Annotated in this window: 15 protein-coding genes, 1 tRNA gene, 1 pseudogene and 1 riboswitch; of the genes and pseudogenes, 5 read left to right on the forward strand and 12 right to left on the reverse strand. The window is 67.8% G+C overall.

Annotated elements, in window-relative coordinates; all coding sequences use genetic code 11:
* The first annotated feature begins 188 nt into the window (after nucleotides 1–188).
* Nucleotides 189–869: an LON peptidase substrate-binding domain-containing protein gene (locus tag ASG43_RS03450; protein ID WP_056500156.1), complete on the forward strand. Its 681-nt coding sequence runs from the start codon at nucleotides 189–191 to the stop codon at nucleotides 867–869.
* 47 nt (nucleotides 870–916) lie between these two features.
* Complete coding sequence (locus tag ASG43_RS03455) at nucleotides 917–1,111, forward strand: Trm112 family protein (protein ID WP_056500160.1); 195 nt, start codon at nucleotides 917–919, stop codon at nucleotides 1,109–1,111.
* Between the two features lie 66 nt (nucleotides 1,112–1,177).
* Here the strand turns inward: ASG43_RS03455 and ASG43_RS03460 are convergent, their stop codons facing one another.
* The 12 genes and pseudogenes from ASG43_RS03460 to ASG43_RS03515 form a co-directional block, all read right to left on the reverse strand.
* Nucleotides 1,178–1,855, reverse strand: a complete 678-nt coding sequence (locus tag ASG43_RS03460) for a GNAT family protein (protein ID WP_056500163.1) — start codon at nucleotides 1,853–1,855, stop codon at nucleotides 1,178–1,180.
* Complete coding sequence (locus ASG43_RS03465; RefSeq protein ID WP_156386399.1) at nucleotides 1,852–2,739, reverse strand: alpha/beta hydrolase; 888 nt, start codon at nucleotides 2,737–2,739, stop codon at nucleotides 1,852–1,854. The genes ASG43_RS03460 and ASG43_RS03465 overlap by 4 nt, the downstream gene beginning before the upstream one ends.
* A 16-nt stretch (nucleotides 2,740–2,755) precedes the next feature.
* Complete coding sequence (locus ASG43_RS03470) at nucleotides 2,756–3,400, reverse strand: 2-dehydro-3-deoxy-phosphogluconate aldolase (RefSeq protein ID WP_056500166.1); 645 nt, start codon at nucleotides 3,398–3,400, stop codon at nucleotides 2,756–2,758.
* A gap of 56 nt (nucleotides 3,401–3,456) precedes the next feature.
* Entirely contained in the window at nucleotides 3,457–4,893 is a 1,437-nt protein-coding gene (locus tag ASG43_RS03475; RefSeq protein WP_056500168.1) for a trehalose-6-phosphate synthase, read from the reverse strand.
* Nucleotides 4,890–5,642 carry a trehalose-phosphatase gene (gene otsB, locus ASG43_RS03480; protein WP_056500171.1) on the reverse strand — a complete coding sequence of 251 codons (753 nt, stop codon included), beginning with the start codon at nucleotides 5,640–5,642 and terminating at the stop codon, nucleotides 4,890–4,892. The genes ASG43_RS03475 and otsB overlap by 4 nt, the downstream gene beginning before the upstream one ends.
* Before the next feature lie 155 nt (nucleotides 5,643–5,797).
* Nucleotides 5,798–6,367: pseudogene (locus ASG43_RS03485) on the reverse strand (N-acetylmuramidase domain-containing protein); the annotation flags it as partial.
* A 94-nt stretch (nucleotides 6,368–6,461) separates the two neighbouring features.
* Nucleotides 6,462–7,739, reverse strand: coding sequence for a D-amino acid dehydrogenase (locus ASG43_RS03490; RefSeq protein ID WP_056501055.1), 1,278 nt, complete (start codon nucleotides 7,737–7,739; stop codon nucleotides 6,462–6,464).
* A gap of 153 nt (nucleotides 7,740–7,892) precedes the next feature.
* A riboswitch (glycine riboswitch) is annotated at nucleotides 7,893–7,981 on the reverse strand.
* Between the two features lie 67 nt (nucleotides 7,982–8,048).
* Complete coding sequence (locus tag ASG43_RS03495; RefSeq protein ID WP_056500173.1) at nucleotides 8,049–8,858, reverse strand: transglutaminase family protein; 810 nt, start codon at nucleotides 8,856–8,858, stop codon at nucleotides 8,049–8,051.
* Nucleotides 8,859–9,142: 284 nt separating this feature from the next.
* Nucleotides 9,143–9,219: transfer RNA gene (locus ASG43_RS03500), tRNA-Met, on the reverse strand.
* Nucleotides 9,220–9,551: 332 nt separating this feature from the next.
* Nucleotides 9,552–11,219, reverse strand: a complete 1,668-nt coding sequence (locus tag ASG43_RS03505) for an AMP-binding protein (RefSeq protein ID WP_200939456.1) — start codon at nucleotides 11,217–11,219, stop codon at nucleotides 9,552–9,554.
* A 419-nt stretch (nucleotides 11,220–11,638) separates the two neighbouring features.
* Nucleotides 11,639–11,992: an antibiotic biosynthesis monooxygenase gene (locus ASG43_RS03510; protein ID WP_056500182.1), complete on the reverse strand. Its 354-nt coding sequence runs from the start codon at nucleotides 11,990–11,992 to the stop codon at nucleotides 11,639–11,641.
* A 79-nt stretch (nucleotides 11,993–12,071) separates the two neighbouring features.
* Nucleotides 12,072–12,776 (reverse strand): TetR/AcrR family transcriptional regulator, encoded by a 705-nt coding sequence (locus tag ASG43_RS03515; RefSeq protein WP_056500184.1) that lies wholly within the window; start codon nucleotides 12,774–12,776, stop codon nucleotides 12,072–12,074.
* A gap of 403 nt (nucleotides 12,777–13,179) precedes the next feature.
* Here ASG43_RS03515 and ASG43_RS03520 point away from each other — a divergent pair, with 403 nt between their 5' ends.
* From ASG43_RS03520 to ASG43_RS03530, 3 genes are read left to right on the forward strand one after another with little or no spacing between them, the layout of a single operon-like run.
* The gene (locus ASG43_RS03520; RefSeq protein ID WP_156386401.1) at nucleotides 13,180–14,283 is read left to right on the forward strand and encodes an efflux RND transporter periplasmic adaptor subunit; all 1,104 of its coding nucleotides are present in this window, start codon (nucleotides 13,180–13,182) and stop codon (nucleotides 14,281–14,283) included.
* Nucleotides 14,280–15,371 (forward strand): efflux RND transporter periplasmic adaptor subunit, encoded by a 1,092-nt coding sequence (locus tag ASG43_RS03525; RefSeq protein ID WP_244487955.1) that lies wholly within the window; start codon nucleotides 14,280–14,282, stop codon nucleotides 15,369–15,371. The genes ASG43_RS03520 and ASG43_RS03525 overlap by 4 nt, the downstream gene beginning before the upstream one ends.
* Nucleotides 15,368–18,454: an efflux RND transporter permease subunit gene (locus ASG43_RS03530; RefSeq protein WP_156386403.1), complete on the forward strand. Its 3,087-nt coding sequence runs from the start codon at nucleotides 15,368–15,370 to the stop codon at nucleotides 18,452–18,454. Before ASG43_RS03525 ends, ASG43_RS03530 begins: the two co-directional genes overlap by 4 nt.
* The last annotated feature ends 14 nt before the right edge of the window (nucleotides 18,455–18,468 follow it).

Raw genomic sequence — 18,468 nt, forward strand, 5'->3', positions numbered from 1 at the left:
AGCGGCGCCGGACGGCGCGTGCGCATCGTCGCAGCTCTTGAGATTGCCGCCGGCGGCTCCAGTTTCGATGGAGCGGCCGGTGCAACCAGCAACGGCACTTCCCGTTTCGCGCGCGCGAGGACTGCTCGCGCCGCAGTTCGAACGATCCGGCGGGACGACGGGCGGATCAGGCCGAAGAGGATGCTCGATTGGTTCACGCGGGAAACTACAACTACACCGTCGAATCCGACCTGCCGGACGCCGTCCCCCTCTTTCCGCTTTCGGGCGCCCTGCTCCTGCCGGGCGGCCAGATGCCGCTGAACATCTTCGAGCCCCGCTATCTCGCCATGATCGACGACGTCATGGCCGGCGACCGGGTGATCGGAATGATCCAGCCCCGGCTCGACGGCGCGCGGACGGCGAGCGGCGAGCCCGAACTCTGCCGGGTCGGATGCCTCGGTCGCATCACGTCCCTCAGCGAGACGGGCGACGGCCGTTACATCGTTTCCCTGCATGGCATCGCGCGGTTTCGCGTGGTCGAGGAACTCGACGTGAAGACGCCCTATCGGGCGTGCCGCCTCACCGCCTTCATCCGCGATCTCGACACCAGTCTCGGTGCCGAGGACGTCGACCGCGACGGGCTGCTGCGCGCCTTCCGCATGTATCTCGACGCGAACCAGCTCGACGCCGACTGGGACAGCGTGACCAAGGCCTCCAACGAGACCCTCGTCAACGCCATCTGCATGATGTCGCCCTATGGACCCGCCGAGAAGCAGGCGCTGCTGGAAGCGCCCGATCTTCGCTCGCGCGCCGAAACGCTGGTCGCCATGACGGAGATCGCGCTGGCCCGGGGCGCGGGCGAGGACGGCGGCTCGGGAACGCTGCAATAGGTCTCGGCTTCGCCGAACGCTCCGGCACCATCAGGAAAGACGAATCCATGCCGAACATCGCGCGCGCCGACGGGAGGCCCGACCCGAAGCTCCTGGAGCTTCTCGTCTGTCCCCTGACGAAGACGACGCTGCGCTACGATGCCGGGCGCGGCGAATTGATCTCGGATGCCGCCCGCCTGGCCTTCCCGATCCGCGACGGCATTCCGATCATGCTGGCGTCGGAAGCCCGCGCGCTCGACTGAGCTCAGCGGCCCGGCCGATCGGCGTCGGTCGACGGCCTCTCCGGAAAAAGTCCGGACCCGCAGCGATCAGACCTTGGCGCGAAAGCTCGCGAGAGAACGGTGCTGGCGACCGGACGCGTCGAAATTTTCCGGCCGAAGCCAGTCCTGGAAGCTCCGCGCGAGGGCGGGCCATTCGCCGTCGAGGATCGAGTACCAGGCGGTGTCGCGGTTCGCGCCCTTGACGACCATATGCTGGCGAAACAGGCCCTCGTGGGAAAAGCCGAGACGTTCGGCAGCGCGCTTGGACGAGCCGTTGGCGTCGTTGCACTTCCATTCCAGCCGACGATATCCGAGGTCCTCGAAGACGCGGCGCAGGAGCAGGTAGAAGGCCTCCGTCGCCGCGCGCGTTCCCTGCAGGCTCGGCGACAGGCAGATATGGCCGATCTCGACGACGCCATTCGGCGGATCGATGCGCATCAGCGAGGCGACGCCGGTCGCCCGGCCGCCCGGCTCCGGCACGATCGCATGGAAGAGCGGATCGGGCGTCAGGTAGGTTCGCTCGGCGAAGCGTTCGAAGTCGGCGCGATCGGCGAAAGGGCCATAGGCCAGATAGTCCCAGAGCGCGTCTCCGCCGGAAACGTCGAACGCCTCGTAGAGCTCCGCGAACCGCCGGCCGTCCACCATCGGCTCGACGCGAACGCAAGTGCCGACCAGCGGCTCCATGCCGGGACGCGGTCTGGCGGTCCATCGATCGAGGGGAATCATGAATGCTCCTCGATGAAGGCGACGACCGCGTCTCGGATGGCCGGATCGTTGAAGGGAAGCGCCGTGGACAGGGCGCTGACCGCCCCGATGTGATCGACGCCTCGCACGATCATCGCCCGCGCCGTGCCGCCCGCGCGCTCGACCGTCCGGGCGAGCGAGCGCGTGTTCTCCGGATCGACGGTCGTGTCGGCGTCCCCCGCGACGAGAAGCATCGGCGGCTCGCGCCCGTCGACGAAGCGGACCGGCTGGCTCGCCGCGCGTGTCGCCTCCGGGAAGACCCGCTTGTAGCGCTCCTCGGTCAGCGGCAGGAAGTCGTAGGGACCGGCCAGTCCGACGAAGCCGGCGAGCCGCCCGGCCGCAAGTCCCTGCCGCGCGAGATAGCGCTCGTCGGTGGCCAGCAGCCCCGCGATCTCCGCGCCGGCCGAATGCCCCATCAGGAACAGCGGGTGACGGCCGGCGGGAAGCCCGTTTCGCCCTTCGCGCGCCGCCTCGTCGACGAAGCGCACCGCCGTCGCGCCGTCCTCGACGAAGGCGGGAAACCGCACCTCGGGATAGACCCTGTAGTCCGGCACGGCGACGATGAAGCCTCGGCTCGCCAAAGCCTGTCCGACGAAGAGGTAGAGGTCCTTGGAGCCGGAATCCCAACTTCCGCCATAGAAGAACACGACGACGGGACTCGTCGCTCCCGCTCCCGCGGGCACGTAGAGGTCGAGCGTCCCGCGGTCGCCCTCCCCGTATCGCACATCCCTCTCGATGCGGTAGCCGGCGCTGGAGGTCACGGCATTGAGGATGCCCGCCGCCGAACAACCCGCGAGCACGGACAGCGCCGCCAAGAGGGCGACGACGACGGGAATCCTGCGGCGGAAAGCGGCCGTCAAGGACAAGGCGGCGCGGCTCCGCTCAGCCGGCGGACCGCAGCGCCACGGCCTCGGCAGCAAGACGCGTGATCTCGTCGAAGTTTCCGGCCGCGACGGCCGCCTTCGGCGCGACCCAGGACCCGCCGACGCAAACGATGTTCGGCAGCGCCAGATAGTCCCGCACGTTCGCCATCGAGACCCCGCCCGTCGGGCAGAAGATGATCCCCGGGAAGACCGGCGCCAGCGCCTTCAGATAGGCGATGCCGCCGAGCTGCTCGGCGGGGAAGAACTTCAGCACGCTGTAGCCCTCCTCCAGCATGGCCATCAGCTCGCTCGGCGTCGCGGCACCCGGCAGAAGCGGCACCGGGGCGTCCTTGGCCGCATCGAGAAGCTCCACCGTCGTGCCGGGGGAGACGACGAACTTCGAGCCTGCCTCGAGCGCCTGCTCGAACTGCCGGGGATTCAACACGGTGCCGGCGCCGACGATGGTCTCCGGCACCTCGGACGCGACGGCGCGAATGGCCTCCAGGGCAGACGGGGTGCGCAGCGTGATCTCGATCGCCTTCAGCCCGCCCTTGGCGAGCGCGCGCGCCAGAGACACGGCCTCGGACGCGCTGTCCACCGCGACCACCGGCATGACCGGCTGGGCACGAAGGACGGTGAGGAGGGCTTCGGAATTCTGCGCCATGATGGATTCCCGATAAGTGGTGCATCGGACGGAGAGAAGCGCCCGCGCTCGACGGTCTAGTGCCTGTCGGAGGCCTTGAACAGAGGGGCGGACGCCTCTTCGGGGACATCCGGCGGAACGGCTCCGAGAGCCTCGAGAAAGCTCTCGCACCAACGCGTCGCCGTACCGGAAAAGACCGGCCGGCGCATGGCGTCGTGCCGCCGGATCCGCTCGGCCTTCGGCATGGTGAGCGCGCGCTGCAGCGCCTCGGCCAGATTGTCGGGATTGTAGGGATTGACGAGCAGCGCGCCCTCCTCGAGTTCGGCCCGGGCCCCGGCGAAGCGGGACAGGAGAAGCACGCCGGGATCGCCTGGGTCCTGTGCGGCGACATATTCCTTGGCGACGAGATTCATCCCGTCGCGGAGCGGCGTGACGAGGCAGACCCGCGCGGCCCGGTAGATGCCGGCGAGCGCCCGTCGCGTGAAGCCGGTCGTCATGATCTGGATGGGCGTCCAGTCGAGGGACGCGAAACGGCCGTTCACCCGGCCCGCCGTCGCCTCCATCTCGGTGCGTAGCTCCGCATAGGTCTCCAACTCGGCCCGCGACAAAGGCGCGATCTGGAGCAGATTGACGCCGCCGCGCATCTCCTCGCGCGTTTCCAGGAGCCGTTCGAAGCCGAGAAGGCGCTCGACGATGCCCTTGGTGTAATCCAGTCGGTCGACGCCGACGACGAGGGGACGTCCCTTGGCGATGTCGCGCAGCATCTCCTCGTGCTCGCCGGCCTCCGGGGAGACCGCGAACCGCGAGAAGCCTTCCGCATCGATGCCGATCGGAAAGGCCGAGGCGCGCACGATCCGATCCCCGACGCGCACGCGGTCGTCCGCCAGCGCCTCCCCGCCGAGCTCGCGCACGCAGAAGGCGACGAAGTTCAGCCGGTCCGTTTCGGTCTGGAAGCCGACGAGATCGTAGGCGAGAAGGGCGCGCACAAGATCGTGGCTCGCGGGCAGAGCGGTGAAGACCTCCGGCGGGCAGAACGGAATGTGCAGGAAGAATCCGAGCCGGCCGAGGTAACCTGCCTGCCGGAGCTCGGCACCCATCGTGAAGAAATGGTAGTCGTGGACCCAGACGAGATCGTCCTGTCGAAGACGGGGCGCGAGGCGTTCGGCAAAGCGCTTGTTCACCGCCCGATAGGTGGCGTCGAAGCTTCGGTCGAACTGCACGAGATCCAGCCGGTAGTGCAGCAGGGGCCAGAGCGAACGGTTGGAATAGCCGAGATAGAACCCGTCGAGCTCCTCCGGCGTCAGGTCGAGCGTCGCAAGCTCGGTCGTCCCGTGCTGCTCCGTCTTGATATCCCCCGTCAGGGCCCCCTCGTCGGCGTCCCCGCTCCAGCCGAACCAGAGCCCGCCACGCCGGCGCAGCGCGTCGGCGAGACCGACCGCCAGTCCGCCGGCCTTGCCCTCGTCGTCGAGCGGTCCGACCCGGTTGGAGACGACCACCAGTCGCGGCTCGCTCATCGCGCTCTCCCCTGCCCTGCGACGCGGTTCGATTCGCTCAGCCAGCGATGGACGTCCGGAACGTCGCCGAGCCGAAACTGCGCATCGGTGTCGCCAAGCCCGACCTTGATCGAGACGCCGCCGGCCTTGCGCACGACGCGCAGCGCGAACTCGTCCGTCGCGTCATCGCCGATATAGACCGGGCGACGTCCGGCGAACGGAGCATTCTGGCAAAAGATGTCCACGGCCCGTCCCTTGTCCATGCCGGCGAGATGCACCTCGACGACGTTCTTCCCGTGGAGCACGACGAAGCCGTCCTCGTCTCCGACGGCCTGCCGCATGAGGTCCTCGGCGAGTGGACCGAGTTCGGGATGCCGGCGGGAATGAAGGACGAGCGCGGTGCCCTTGTCTTCCAGCTCCAGGAGCGGGGAGGCGACGAGGCCCGGCCACAGCGCCGAGCGGAGGCGATCGAGAGCTTGCGGCCCGGTCAGCCGTCGGACGTCCCCGCCCGGCTCGGGCCGCTGCTCCAATCCGTGGACGCCGGCCGCGGCGAAGGCGAGCGGCGCCAGGAAGCGGTCGAGATCGTCGATCCGCCGCCCGCTGACGATGGCGAAGGCGCCGGAAACGTGCCGCTGGAGCGCGGTCAGGACGTCGAGGACGCCGGGTTCGAGACGGACGGCGGCGGGGTCGTCGGCGAAGCCGACGAGGGTCCCGTCGAAATCGAGAAAGAGCGCATCGGCGCCCGGATCGAGAAGCGGTGGAATAGCCATGAGATCACCTGAGATAGGCCACCGCCCGGCTTCGACCACCCTTTCGCCGCGTTCGGACCGGCTTTCGCAAGCCCCGGTCCGTCCGACATCCGGGCACCCGAAGCGCCGGTGACGGCTTCCTCCGCCAGCCAGCGGCGGGCGATGGCGAAGGCGCGCGCGATCTTCACGTCATAGGCATGTCGCCGGAAGGCCGGTCCATTGTAGGCCCTGGCGAAGGCTTCGACGTCCCCGGCCTCCAGCCGATGGTGGACATCCCCCCGCCGCAGAAACCTCGCGACCAGCCGGAACTGGCCATCGATCGATTCCCGCGCATCGGCCGCCAGGGCGTCGGCGCTTTCGTAACCGAGCGCCTCGGCGTGAAACCCCATCACCTGCCCGAGCCCCCAGGAGGTCGCGGCATGGGCGGCATCGGAATCGATGGCGGCGGCCCTGGCGAGAAGCCGCCATCTCGCGCTCTGGGCGGCCGGATTGGGGATCGCGCCGGCGCGGGGGCTGGCGAGACCGGCCGCGCGAGCCGCCTCGCGCCGCCCGGGCGCCAGCAAGCGGTCGAAGACATGCCCCTCGAACCGCACGAGCGGTTCCCGGCGTCCGTCGAATTCGGCAAACGGAACGGCGTCGGTCTCCACGATCGCGACCGCCAGCAACACGGCGGGCGAGACCCCGCTCGCCTCGCCGGCCCGCCTTGCGGCTGCGATCACGCTCGTCCTCGCGTCTGGCTTCGTCATGGCCGTCCCTTCCGCTCGATGCTCGAAGGTCGCAGTGTGACGGCGACCGGCCGGGCGGGGACAAGTTTCCCGTCCGGCCGGTCGATCGCCCCCATCAGGCGTGGTGCGGGATGGCGGCGCCCGTGAGACGCTGAGCGGCCGGCTTGACGCTCTTGCGCATCGAACCGGCGATCTCGGCCGCGACGAGCTCGGCGGTCATGCCGGACAGCGTCCAGCCGAGATGACCATGGCCCGTGTTGTAGAAGACGCCCGCCTTCGACCCCGCGCCGACGCGCGGCAGCATGTTCGGCATCATCGGGCGAAGGCCGGCCCAGGGCACGACCGAGTGCGTCGCGACGCCCGGGAAGCGGTGGCGGACCCAGGCCGTCAGCGGCTCGATGCGCGCCATGCGGATATCGCGGTTCTCGCCCGCGAATTCCGCGGTGCCGGCCACGCGAAGCCGATCCGCCCCGAGGCGGCTCGTGACGATCTTGGCCTTGTCGTCGAGAAGACTGACCCAGGGCGCGGCGGCTCGGCTCTCCTCGTCGGTGAGTTGGACCGTCACCGAATAGCCCTTGACCGGATAGATGTTGACCCGGTCGCCGAGCTGCGCGGCGAAGCGACGGCTCTGCGTTCCCGCGCAGACGACGGTCGCATCGAAGCTTTCGCGGGCCTCCACGCCGTCGACCGCAAAGGATACGTCGACGCCTGATCCCGTATGGTTCAACCGCTCGACCGACGCATCGTAGACAAAGCGCACGCCCCGCCCCTCTGCGGCCCGCGCAAGGCCGACCGTGTATTTGTGAATGTCGCCGGTGAAGTCGGACTGGGTGAAGAAGCCGCCGTGAAAACGACCGGCGAGCGCCGGCTCGATCGTCCGGATCTCCTCCGGCGAGACGGCGCGGCGATCGAGGCCGCCTTCGGCGAGCAGGGCATTGACCTTCAGCCCGTGCTCGAACTCGGCCGGCGTCTCGTAGACATGAAGGATTCCGCGCGTCTCGAGATCGAAGTCCACGCCCTCGGCCTCGGCCATGCCGACGAGATGCTCGCGCGCCGCGATGGCGAGGCGCACCGTCTTCACCGTGTTTTCGCGATAGTTGCGCGCCGCGGCAACGAACTCGGCCATCCAGGTCAGCTTGTGCCAGGAGGGCGCGGGATGAACGAGAAGCGGCGCATCCTTGCGCAGCATCCACTTCAGGCCCTTCAGGAAGGTCGAGGGATGATTCCAGACCTCGGCATTCGAGGCGGAAAGCTGTCCGCCATTGGCGAAGGAGGTTTCCATCGCGGCGTGGGCCTGACGGTCGAAGACAGTCACGTCGAAACCAAGGGAACGGAGCTTATAGGCAGTCGTCACGCCGGTGATACCGGCGCCGATCACGGCAATGGAGGTCACGGTCAATCCTTCCGACCCGGAGCCGCGGCTCAAGGGTCCAGACGTCGTGCCCCTCCGTCATGAGCCTGAGAGTTTCATGGCCCGGGGATCATCCCTCCGCGCCACTTGCTCCTTCGGCGGACAGCCGAACGGGGCCGTCACTCTCCGGATCGTTGATGCCGCGCGGTCCTTTTGCCTGAGAGTTTCCGGGGCGGTTGCTCCTTCGGCGCCGGCTGACGCCGGTCTCTCCCGCTGCGGCGGGTCCGATCAAGTTACGCCCCGCGCCCGCATTGAGCAAGCGCAAAGAAGCGGCATTTCGCACTGCACGCGTCAGTCCGAGATCTTGTCGATCCAGACCTTGAAACCCGTCAGGCGGTTGGAGCCGAACGTGTGCGTCAGCGGCACGTCGGCGGCATCGCGGCCCTGCGCAACGAGAACCCGGCCCTGCCGCGCCTGATTGTTGCGGGGATCGAAGACATGCCATCGCCCGCCGAGATAGACCTCCATCCAAGCCGCGAAATCCATCGTGGCATAAGGCGGCGGCAGGCCCACATCGCTGATGTAGCCAGTGCAATATTTCGTCGGAATGTTCATGCAACGGCAAAAGGCGACGGCAAGATGCGTGAAGTCGCGGCAGACGCCGCGGCCTTCCGCATAGGCTTCCGACGCGGTCCGCGTGTTGCGCGCGTCGTTGTAGTTGAAGGCGATGTGGTTGTGGACGAAGTCGACGATCGCCTGGACGCGGCTGGCATCCGGCGCCGTGTGGCCGAACAGCCGCCAGGCCTCGTCCATGAGAAGATCGGTTTCGCAGTAGCGGCTGCCGAGGAGATATTGCAGCGCGTCGGGAGGAAGATCCTCCACCGGATGCTGGATCGCGTAGGGGTCCCTCGCGTCGGGTTCGCCGCTGTCGCGGATCACGGCGTCGGTGCCGAGGCTGAACGGGCCGACGGGCGCGACGAGCCGGCAGCACCAGTTGCCGAAACTGTCGCGATAGCTCCACACGGGAACGCTCGGGTCCACCTTGAGGTGGTCGGGATGTTCGAGATCCGACGTGCGGGAGTAATGCACGTTCAGCATCACGATCATCGGCGTCGGGACGGAAAAATTATAGTTGAGTTCACAACCGAGCCGCATGCGCATGAATCTTCTGCTCCCGGAACCATCGTCAACGACGCACGATCATGGGTTCAACTTAGCGCAGGCCAGCGGCAGCGCAACATGCACTCACGGCTCAAATCCCGCGAAGCGCAACTTTTTTGACGGTTTTATCGGCGACGACGGCAACTGCGGGAATTTTAGGCATTCAACTTCGACTGCACGCCATGCCAACGCAAGGGAGCAACGACAGCAGCTGCGGCACCCTCACCAGACCCTAAAACGCAAAAAGCCGCCCTGAAGGCGGCCTTTGCACATCGTCGAACGGTTGGTTGCGGGGGCAAGATTTGAACTTGCGACCTTCAGGTTATGAGCCTGACGAGCTACCGGGCTGCTCCACCCCGCGCCACCGCCGTCAGCGCCATCAGCGCCGCCGGTGAGTTCGATATAGGCGCATGCCGTGCGAAAGAAAAGCCCTTTCTCGCGGAATTTGGCGCCAAAAAACACCATGCCGTCGGGAGCACCCGAAAGCCGGTGTCATCGTTGACACGATCAGATCTCAAGAAACCCGGTCTGGCAAGGCCTGCGGATCGGCTCCGGAGGATCCGAACGACCCTGGCGCGCGGGAAGTGGAAAGGAATTTCCGCCGCCGCCTCGCTCGCATCCCAAGGGACCTTCGCGAGGCGGGCTGTCGATACCGTCGAACGGTCGGGCCCGCTGTGTCAGGATCGCCCCGGCTCAGTCCCGCAACGCCCGGCGCAGGACCTTGCCGACGCCCGTCTTCGGCAGGGATTCGCGGAACTCCACATGCTTCGGCCGCTTGTAGCCCGTGAGATTCTCGCGGCAGAAGGCCCGAACCTTCTCGGCATCGACGCTGGGATCGTCCGTGACCACGAAGAGCTTGACCGCTTCGCCGGACACGTCGTCCGTCACGGCGATCGCCGCGGCCTCGACCACGCCGGGCATCCGCGTGACCACTTCCTCGATTTCGTTCGGATAGACGTTGAAGCCGGAAACGTTGATCATGTCCTTCTTCCGGTCGACGATCCGGAAGCGGCCCTCCGCGTCCATGATGCCGATGTCGCCGGTCTTGAAGAAGCCGTCCGGCGTCATGGAGCGGGCGGTCTCCTCGGGGCGCTGCCAGTAGCCGGCCATGACCTGGGGGCCGCGGATCGCGATCTCGCCGGCTACGCCGACGGGCAGGTCCTCGCCCTCCTCGCCGATGATCTTGAACTCGGTCGAGGGAATGGGAACGCCGATCGTGCCGGTATAGACGGTGGAATCGGTCGCGTTGCAGCTGGCCGACGGCGAGGTCTCGCTGAGCCCGTAGCCCTCGCAGATCGCGCTCCCGGTCTTCTCCAGCCAGAGCTTGGCCGTCGCCGCCTGCACCGCCATGCCGCCGCCGAGCGAGAGCTTGAGATGCGACCAGTCCACGCTGGCGCAATCGGGATGGCGCGCGATCGCGCCGAAGAGCGTGTTCACCGCGGGAAAGAGGTGGAACCGCTTGCCGCGGATCGCCTTCAGGAGCGCTGGGATGTCGCGGGGATTGGGGATGAGGATCAGCGCGCCGCCCTGCCGAATCGACAGCATCATGTTCACGGTGAAGCCGAAGATGTGGTAGATCGGCAGCGCGCAGACGAGGAGCGCCTGCTCCCCCGCCGGGATGCGCGAGGTCGCCGGCTTGTTCCAGAGTTCCGACTGCAGGACGTTGGCGATGATGTTGCCATGCGTCAGCACCGCGCCCTTGGAGACGCCGGTCGTTCCGCCCGTATATTGCAGCACCGCGACATCGGGCAGGCCGGCCTCGGAGGGCTCCAGCCGCGCGCCGCGCCCGGCCGCCATGGCCTTCTTCCAGCGGACGGCGCCGGGAAGCTGGAAGGGCGGCACCATCTTCTTGACGCGCCGAAGCACGAAATCGACCAGGAGCCCCTTCGCCGTCGGCAGCATGTCGCCGATCGAGGTCACGACGACGTGGCGCACCGGCGTCTGCGGCAGGCAGGCCTGAAGCGTGCTCGCCATGTTTTCGAGGATCACGATCGCCGTCGCGCCGGAATCCGCGAGCTGGTGCTGGAGTTCGCGCGGCGTGTAGAGCGGGTTCGTGTTGACGACCACCATGCCGGCCCTCAGCACCCCGGCCACCGCCACCGGATATTGCGGCACGTTCGGCATCATCAGCGCGACGCGGTCACCCCGCTTGAGCCCGAGCGACTGGAGATAGGCGGCGAAGGTCCGCGAGGCCTCGTCGAGGGCGCGGTAGGTCATGACCGTGCCCATGAAATGAACGAAGGGCCGGTCGCTGTAGCGCGAAAAGGCCTCGGTCAGGAGTTCCGCCAGCGAGCGGTACGGATAGTCCGGCAGTTCATGCGGCATCTCGGCCGGATAGTGCCGCAACCAGGGCTTGTTCACGTCGTGCCTCCCAGCATTTTTTTCCATGAATACCCGAGTCTGCGGCGAAGCGAAACGGCTTACGTTTACGTCAAAGTCGACATTCGCTTCCGCGAGCGTCGCGACCGGTTTTCCATCCTGACGTTCGTGCATGAATTTGGAAGGGATACTTATAGAACCACGGACACCGGCGTCGCGAGGCGTGAACGCGCGGGACTGGCGGACGAGGCGGCAGCGGTCAGCCCTGACGCGGGTCTTCATCGGGCCGTCGACCCTCCGTCCGGTCACTCTGGCCCGGCTCCTGATCCCGTCACTCTGGCCAGGTCACTCTGGCCCGGCTCCTGATCCGATCACTCTGGCCGGGTCACTCTGGCCCGACCCGGGAACAGGCCCGAGGAAGCGAGCGGAACGCCGTGGATGCGGCCTCCGCCCGCCTATGCTCACCGGTCCGGCGAGCCCGCCTCGCCCGCCGACGTCCCCGTGATGTGCTGAAAGACCTCGAAGCCCTCGAATTGCGGGCCGCCGAGATAGGTCGGCTCCCGTTCGCTCGTCTTCGGCCGGGAATGGGCGGCCCGGAAGGCATCGGAGCGCGTCCAGGCCTCGAAATCCGCCTTGCTGGCCCAGACCGTGTGCGAGGCGTAGAGGACGTGGTCCTCGCGGACCGGCCCGCGCAGCATGTGGAACTCGACGAAGCCCGGCAGGCCCGTGAGATGGCTTTCGCGCTCCAGCCAGATCGTTTCGAACTCCGCCGTGCGGTCGGGCATGACGCGGAAGCGGTTCATCGCGATGAACATGAGGGTCTCCTGATGTCGGTCTGCGTTTCGGTCGGCCTGCGCGGACATCGCGCCGCCGGCTGGTGAAGAGGCGGTCTGGTCAGGCTCCGCCGGATTTCGATGCCGGCCCCCGATAGCCCGCCAGGAAGAGGGCGATGCCGCTTTCGATCGTCGCGTCGTGATCCGGCTTCAGCATTGGTTCTAGACCGAGCAGGCCGACCATCGGGATCTCGCCCGCGATGAGATGGATGAACTGGACGGCACCGGTTTCGGGATCAGGCACGCACAGCACGCCCCGCCGGTTCGCCTCCCGCAGGAAATCCGCCAGCCGCGCCTGGAAACGCTTCGGCCCGGCCTCGTAGAACAGCCGGCCGAGTTCGGGAAACCGGACCGATTGCGAGACGATGCTGCGATAGAGAGCCAAGGAGTCCGGACTCGCCAGCATGCCGATGAAGTTGCGCGCGATCTGGCGAAGCTCCGACTTGACCCCGTCGACGTCGGGATCGCTTTGCCACAGATGGTCGGCGATCTCGTGGCAGCGCGAGCAGACGAGGGTGGCGAAGAGCTTTTCCTTGCTCGGAAAATAGACGTAGAGCGTCGCCTTCGAGACCTTGGCCTCCTTGGCGATCGCATCGGTGCTGACGGCATCATAGGGCAGATCGAGGAAGAGCCGTCCCGCCGCCTCCAACAACCCCCGAACCTTGGGATGGTCGAGATCGGGCATGTCGGCGTCGACGGGAAGAACCGGACCGGAGGGCGTCGGCGGCCCCTCGAAGGCGTGGCGATGGTCGTCCTGCGACGTCATGACGTCCCTCCCGACGCTCGGCTAAACTGAACGGTTCAGTTTTAGATTGACGAGTGAAGGAGGCTGCGGCACATGTCAACTGAACTCGGCGGTTCGTACCGGCGAGCTCGTAGACGGACCTGTTTCGTGGCCTTGGATGGCGTTTCGGGGAAGAGCGGTGTGGTGGGCGTGCCGGTGGCATGTTCGAATGCCGCGATCGACTTCGAAGGGCTGCATCGGGTCATTCGAAGGGCCGGACCTCCTTCGCCGTGGACGATGTCGTGCTCAGGTCACGGCCGAAAGGCCGGCCCCCTTGCCCCCTTGTCCACGACGAGAGACGCTCCGGAACGACAGGTCGATCCATGGGCTCGCCGGAATCGGCCGGGTGGCCATCAACGGGTCGAGCGGGGTCATCGGGATTCGCATGCGTCAGTCTTCGATCCGACGGTTTCGGTGGGCGCTGCGCGCGGGCGCGCCGCTTCTCGCGGTCTTTCTTCTCGCCTGCAGCGAGCCGGAGGCGCCGCCGCCCCGCACGCCCGAGATCGTCCGCGTCCAGACGATCCGCTTCGATGACATCTCCCGGACCATCTCCCTGACCGGAACGATCGCGGCGCGGGTGGAGAGCGACTTGTCCTTCCGCATCGCCGGTCGGATCGCCGAACGGCGCGTCGATGTCAGCGACACCGTGCGCAAGGGCGACATTCTCGCCACGCTCGAAACGGCCGAGCAGCAGGCCGATCTCCAAGCCGCCGAAGCCACGCTCCAAGCCGCCCGCGCGACTCTCGCCCAGGCCGAGACGAACTTCCGGCGCCAGACGTCGCTGATCGACTCCGGCTATACGACGCGCAGCACCTTCGACGCCGCCGAAGAGCAGCTGCGAACCGCGCAGGGTTCGGTCGCGTCCGCCGAAGCCGATGTCGGAACGGCGCGCGACCAGCTTTCCTTCACCGTGCTTCGCGCCGATGCGGACGGCATCGTGACGACGCGCAACGCGGAGGCCGGTCAGGTCGTCGCGGCGGCCCAGACCGTCTTCGCCGTCGCACAGGCCGGGGCTCGAGACGCGGTCTTCGACATCTACGAGGCCCTTCTCGCCGAGGATCCCCCGAAGGACGATATCCGCGTGCGTCTCGTCTCCGACCCCGCCGTCGAGGCCCGGGGAGCCGTGCGCGAGATCTCGCCCACCTTCGACACGGCCACCGGCACGGTTCGCGTGAAGGTCTCGCTCGCCGATCCGCCGCCGGCCATGAGCCTCGGCGCCGCGGTCATCGGGGAGGCGCAGTTCGAAGCGCGCCGCCTCGTGGCGCTTCCCTGGCAGGCGCTTTCCGTCGGGCCCGGCGGCGCGCGCGTCTGGATCGTCGATCCCCGGACGAACACCGTCTCCGAACGCGCCGTCACGGTCGCGCGCTATCGCACCGGCGACGTCCTCGTCGGCGGCGGGCTGAACGACGGCGAGATCGTGGTCACCGCCGCCGGTCAGTTCCTGAGAGCGGGCCAGGAGGTCACCATCGCTTCCGGAGACCTGTCGTGAAGCGGACTGCCGCCCCGTTCCCGGCGCTCGTCGCCGCCCTTCTCCTCACCGTCCCCCTCTTGGCCGGCTGCCGGGAGGAAGAGCCCGCGCCGCCGCCGGTCCGGCCCGTTCTCTCCGTGGTCGTCGCGCCGCAGGCGCAGAGGACGGCGGGCTTCACCGGCATCGTCGAGCCCCGCTTCTCCCGCGAACTCGGCTTTCGCGTGCTCGGCCGGATGATCGCCCGCAACGTCGATGTCGGACAGCCCGTGACGAAGGGGCAATTGCTCGCCTCCCTCGATCCGACCGCCCTCACCCTCACCGTTCGCCAGTTGCAGGCCGAATATGCCAAGTCCGAGGCGCAGCTCGCCAACGCCGCCGCGACTCGCGAGCGCCAGCAGGTCCTGGTCGAACGCCGCGTGAACTCGCAGGCGGAGCTCGATGCGGCGGAAGAGGCCCGCGCCTCGGCCGCCGGCGCCGTCAGCCGCGGGCGCGCCAGCCTCGACAAGGCCCGCGAGCAGCTGTCCTACACGCGCCTCGTCTCCGACACGGACGGCATCGTGACGGCCGTCGGCGCGGAGGTCGGGCAGACGGTCACGGCCGGTCAGACCGTCGTCACCGTGGCACAGGCCGAGATCCGCGAGGCGGTGGTCGACATTCCCGACGAGATCGCCCAGCGCCTCCGCGAGGGCGACCGCTTCGAGGTGAGCCTCCAGGTCGATCCCTCGATCATCGCCGAAAGCGTCGTGCGCGAGGTCGCGCCCGAAGCCGATGCCGCGACCCGCACGCGCCGCGTGAGAATCACCCTCGAAGATCCCGCCCCCGCCTTCCGCATCGGGACGACCGTGACCGCGCGCCCTAAAGCCGGCGACCTCCAGTCGATCGACCTGCCGAACACGGCGCTTCTCGAAGAGGACGGCAAGACCTTCGTCTTCGTCGTGGACGAGGCGGCGAAGGTCGTCCGGCGCCGCCCGGTCGTCGTCGGCGACGCCGTCGGCGCGCAGTTCCGCATCCAGAGCGGCATCGATATCGGCTCGCGCGTCGTGACCGCCGGCGTCCACACGCTGAAGGACGGCGACGCCGTCAAGATCGGCGAGGAGATCGTTCCTTGAAGTCCCCCTTCAACCTGTCCGACTGGGCGCTCGGCCATCGCTCGCTCGTCTGGTACTTCATGCTGGTCGCCTCGGTGGCCGGCGCCCTCGCCTACGTCAATCTCGGTCGCGAGGAAGATCCGAACTTCACGATCAAGACCATGTTGATCACGGCCACCTGGCCCGGCGCCTCGGTGGAGGACACGGTCGATCAGGTCACCGACCGGATCGAGAAGAAGCTCGAGGAGATCACCACCCTCGACTACACGAGGAGCCAGACCGCACCGGGCCGCACGACGATCTTCCTGCAGCTGCTCGACACGACGCGCGGCCGCGCCGTGTCCGACACCTGGCTGCGCGTGCGCAACATCCTCTCCGACATTCGGGGCGAGCTTCCCTCCGGCGTCCAGGGTCCGTTCTTCAACGACGATTTCGGCGACGTCTTCGGCAACATCTACGCCTTCACCGCCGACGGCCTCAGCCAGCGCCAGCTGCGCGACTATGTCGAGGCGGCCCGGGCCCGCATCATGACCGTGCCGAATGTCGGCAAGGTGAACCTCGTCGGCGAGCAGGACGAGGTGATCTATCTCGAATTCTCGACCCAGCAGACCGCCGCGCTCGGCCTGACCCAGCAGACGATCATCGATGCGCTGGCCGCGCAGAACGCGATCTCCCCCTCCGGCACGATCGAGGCCGAGGGTGAGCGGATCTCGGTCCGAGTCAACGGGCAGTTCGCCTCCGAGGCGGCGCTGCGCGACGTCAACCTCTACATCAACAACCGGTTCTTCCGGCTGTCCGACGTCGCGACGATCACGCGCGGCTACGTCGATCCCCCGACCTCGCTGTTCCGCTACAATGGCGAGCCGGCGATCGGGCTCGCCATCGGCATGAAGCCGGCCGCCAACCTTCTCGAGTTCGGCGAGGCGCTCACCGCGGAAATGGCGCAGATCACCGCCGAGCTTCCCGTCGGCGTCGGCGTTCATCTCGTCTCGGACCAGCCGCATGTGGTGGAGGAGGCCGTCGGCGGCTTCACCAAGGCGCTGGCCGAGGCGATCGGCATCGTCCTCGTCGTGTCCTTCATCAGCCTCGGGATGCGGGCGGGCTTCATCGTCGCCCTGTCGATCCCGCTCGTTCTTGCGATCACCTTCGTCGCGATGCAGTATTTCGGCATCTCGCTTCAGCGCATCTCGCTCGGCGCGCTCATCATCGCGCTCGGCCTGCTCGTCGACGACGCGATGATCGCGGTCGAGATGATGGTCTCGCGCCTCGAGGTCGGCGACCCCCTGGAGAAGGCCGCGACCTACGTCTACACCTCCACCGCCTTTCCCATGCTGACGGGGACGCTGGTGACGGTGGCGAGCTTCATCCCCGTCGGCCTCAACAATTCGGGCGCGGGCGAGTTCACCTTCACGCTGTTCGTCGTCATCGCGGTCTCGCTGGTCGTCTCCTGGATCGTCGCGGTGGTCTTCACGCCGCTGCTCGGCGTCACCTTCCTGCCCAAGACGATGAAGAAGCACCACGATCGGCCGGGTTGGTTCACCCGCGCCTTCCGCGCCCTGCTCCTGGTCTGCGTCCGCTTCCGCTGGCTGACGATCATCGCCACGCTGGCGCTCTTCGGCACCTCGCTCTACGGCATGGGCTTCGTTCAGCAGCAATTCTTCCCGACCTCCGACCGGCCGGAGGTGATCGTCGACTGGACCGCCCGGCAGAACGCCTCGATCACCGAAACCCGGTCCGAGATGGACCGCTTCGAGGCGGAGATCGCGGGCGATCCCGACGTCGCCTACTGGTCGTCCTATGTCGGCGAGGGCGCGCAGCGCTTCCTCCTGTCCTTCGACGTGCAGCCGCCGAGCCCGAATTTCGGGCAGATCGTCATCATGTCGAAGAGCGTCGAAGCGCGCGACCGGGTGATCGCCCGCCTGCGCGAGGTCGGAGAAAAGGCGTTCGTCGGCACCGACGTCTTCGTCCACACGCTCGACATCGGCCCGCCCGTCGGTCGCCCGATCCAGTATCGCATCGGCGGCCCCGACCTGCAGCAGGTTCGGAACTTCGCGCACGAGCTCGCCGGCATCGTCGGCGCCAACGTCAATACGAGTCGCGTCACCTACGATTGGAACGAGCCCGCGCGCGTCGTGAAGGTCGACCTCATCCAGGACAAGGCGCGCCAGCTCGGCATCACGTCGCAGGATGTGGCGAGCGTTCTCAACGGCGTCGTCGGGGGCACCACCGCGACCCAGATCCGCGATTCCATCTACCTGATCGACGTGGTCAGCCGCGCGCGACCCGGCGAGCGCTCCTCCATCGAGGTGCTGGAGAACCTGCAGATCCCCGCGCAGAACGGCCGGGCCTTCCCGCTCGCCGCCATCGCGACCTTCCGCTACGAGCTGGAGCAGCCGATCGTCTGGCGGCGCGATCGCGTGCCCACGATCACGATCAAGGCCGCGCTCGTCACCTCCGTCCAGCCCGCGACGGTCGTGGCGGAGCTGAAGGGCGCGGTCGACGCCTTCGCCGCCAAGCTTCCGCCGTCCTATCGCCTCGAGACCGGCGGCGCGGTGGAGGAAAGCGCCAAGGGTCAGGGACCGATCGCCGCCATCGCGCCCCTCATGCTCATGGCCATGGCCACGCTCCTGATGTTCCAGCTCCAGAGCTTCCAGCGCCTGTTCATCGTCGTCGCGGTGGCCCCGCTCGGGCTGATCGGCGTCGTCGCCGCGCTCCTGCCCTCGGGGGCCCCGCTCGGCTTCGTCGCGATCCTCGGCGTGCTCGCGCTGATCGGCATCCTCATCCGCAACTCGGTGATCCTGGTCGTGCAGATCGAGGACCACATCCGGGACGGGTTCGACCGGTGGGATGCCGTGATCGACGCGACGGAGCACCGGATGCGGCCGATCCTCCTCACCGCGGCCGCGGCCTCGCTCGCCCTCATTCCGATCTCGCGCGAGATCTTCTGGGGACCGATGGCCTACGCCATGATGGGCGGGATCATCGTCGGCACGGTGCTGACGCTCCTCTTCCTGCCCGCGCTCTACGTCACCTGGTTCCGCATCCGCCCGCCGAAGAAGGACCCGGCGGCGGCAGCGAGCGAGGAAGCGGCCGCCACCGCCTGACGCGTCCGCCGCGT

The organism is Aureimonas sp. Leaf454, from assembly GCF_001424685.1.
Classification (GTDB): Bacteria; Pseudomonadota; Alphaproteobacteria; order Rhizobiales; family Rhizobiaceae; genus Plantimonas.

Bases quoted from the DNA above. Each gene is read 5' to 3' on its own strand.
- ASG43_RS03460 (WP_056500163.1), bottom strand. From the start codon at position 1,855: ATGATTCCCCTCGATCGATGGACCGCCAGACCGCGTCCCGGCATGGAG.
- ASG43_RS03495 (WP_056500173.1), bottom strand. From the start codon at position 8,858: ATGCGCATGCGGCTCGGTTGTGAACTCAACTATAATTTTTCCGTCCCG.
- ASG43_RS03455 (WP_056500160.1), top strand. From the start codon at position 917: ATGCCGAACATCGCGCGCGCCGACGGGAGGCCCGACCCGAAGCTCCTG.
- otsB (WP_056500171.1), bottom strand. From the start codon at position 5,642: ATGGCTATTCCACCGCTTCTCGATCCGGGCGCCGATGCGCTCTTTCTC.
- ASG43_RS03510 (WP_056500182.1), bottom strand. From the start codon at position 11,992: ATGTTCATCGCGATGAACCGCTTCCGCGTCATGCCCGACCGCACGGCG.
- ASG43_RS03470 (WP_056500166.1), bottom strand. From the start codon at position 3,400: ATGGCGCAGAATTCCGAAGCCCTCCTCACCGTCCTTCGTGCCCAGCCG.
- ASG43_RS03475 (WP_056500168.1), bottom strand. From the start codon at position 4,893: ATGAGCGAGCCGCGACTGGTGGTCGTCTCCAACCGGGTCGGACCGCTC.
- ASG43_RS03515 (WP_056500184.1), bottom strand. From the start codon at position 12,776: ATGACGTCGCAGGACGACCATCGCCACGCCTTCGAGGGGCCGCCGACG.
- ASG43_RS03520 (WP_156386401.1), top strand. From the start codon at position 13,180: ATGCGTCAGTCTTCGATCCGACGGTTTCGGTGGGCGCTGCGCGCGGGC.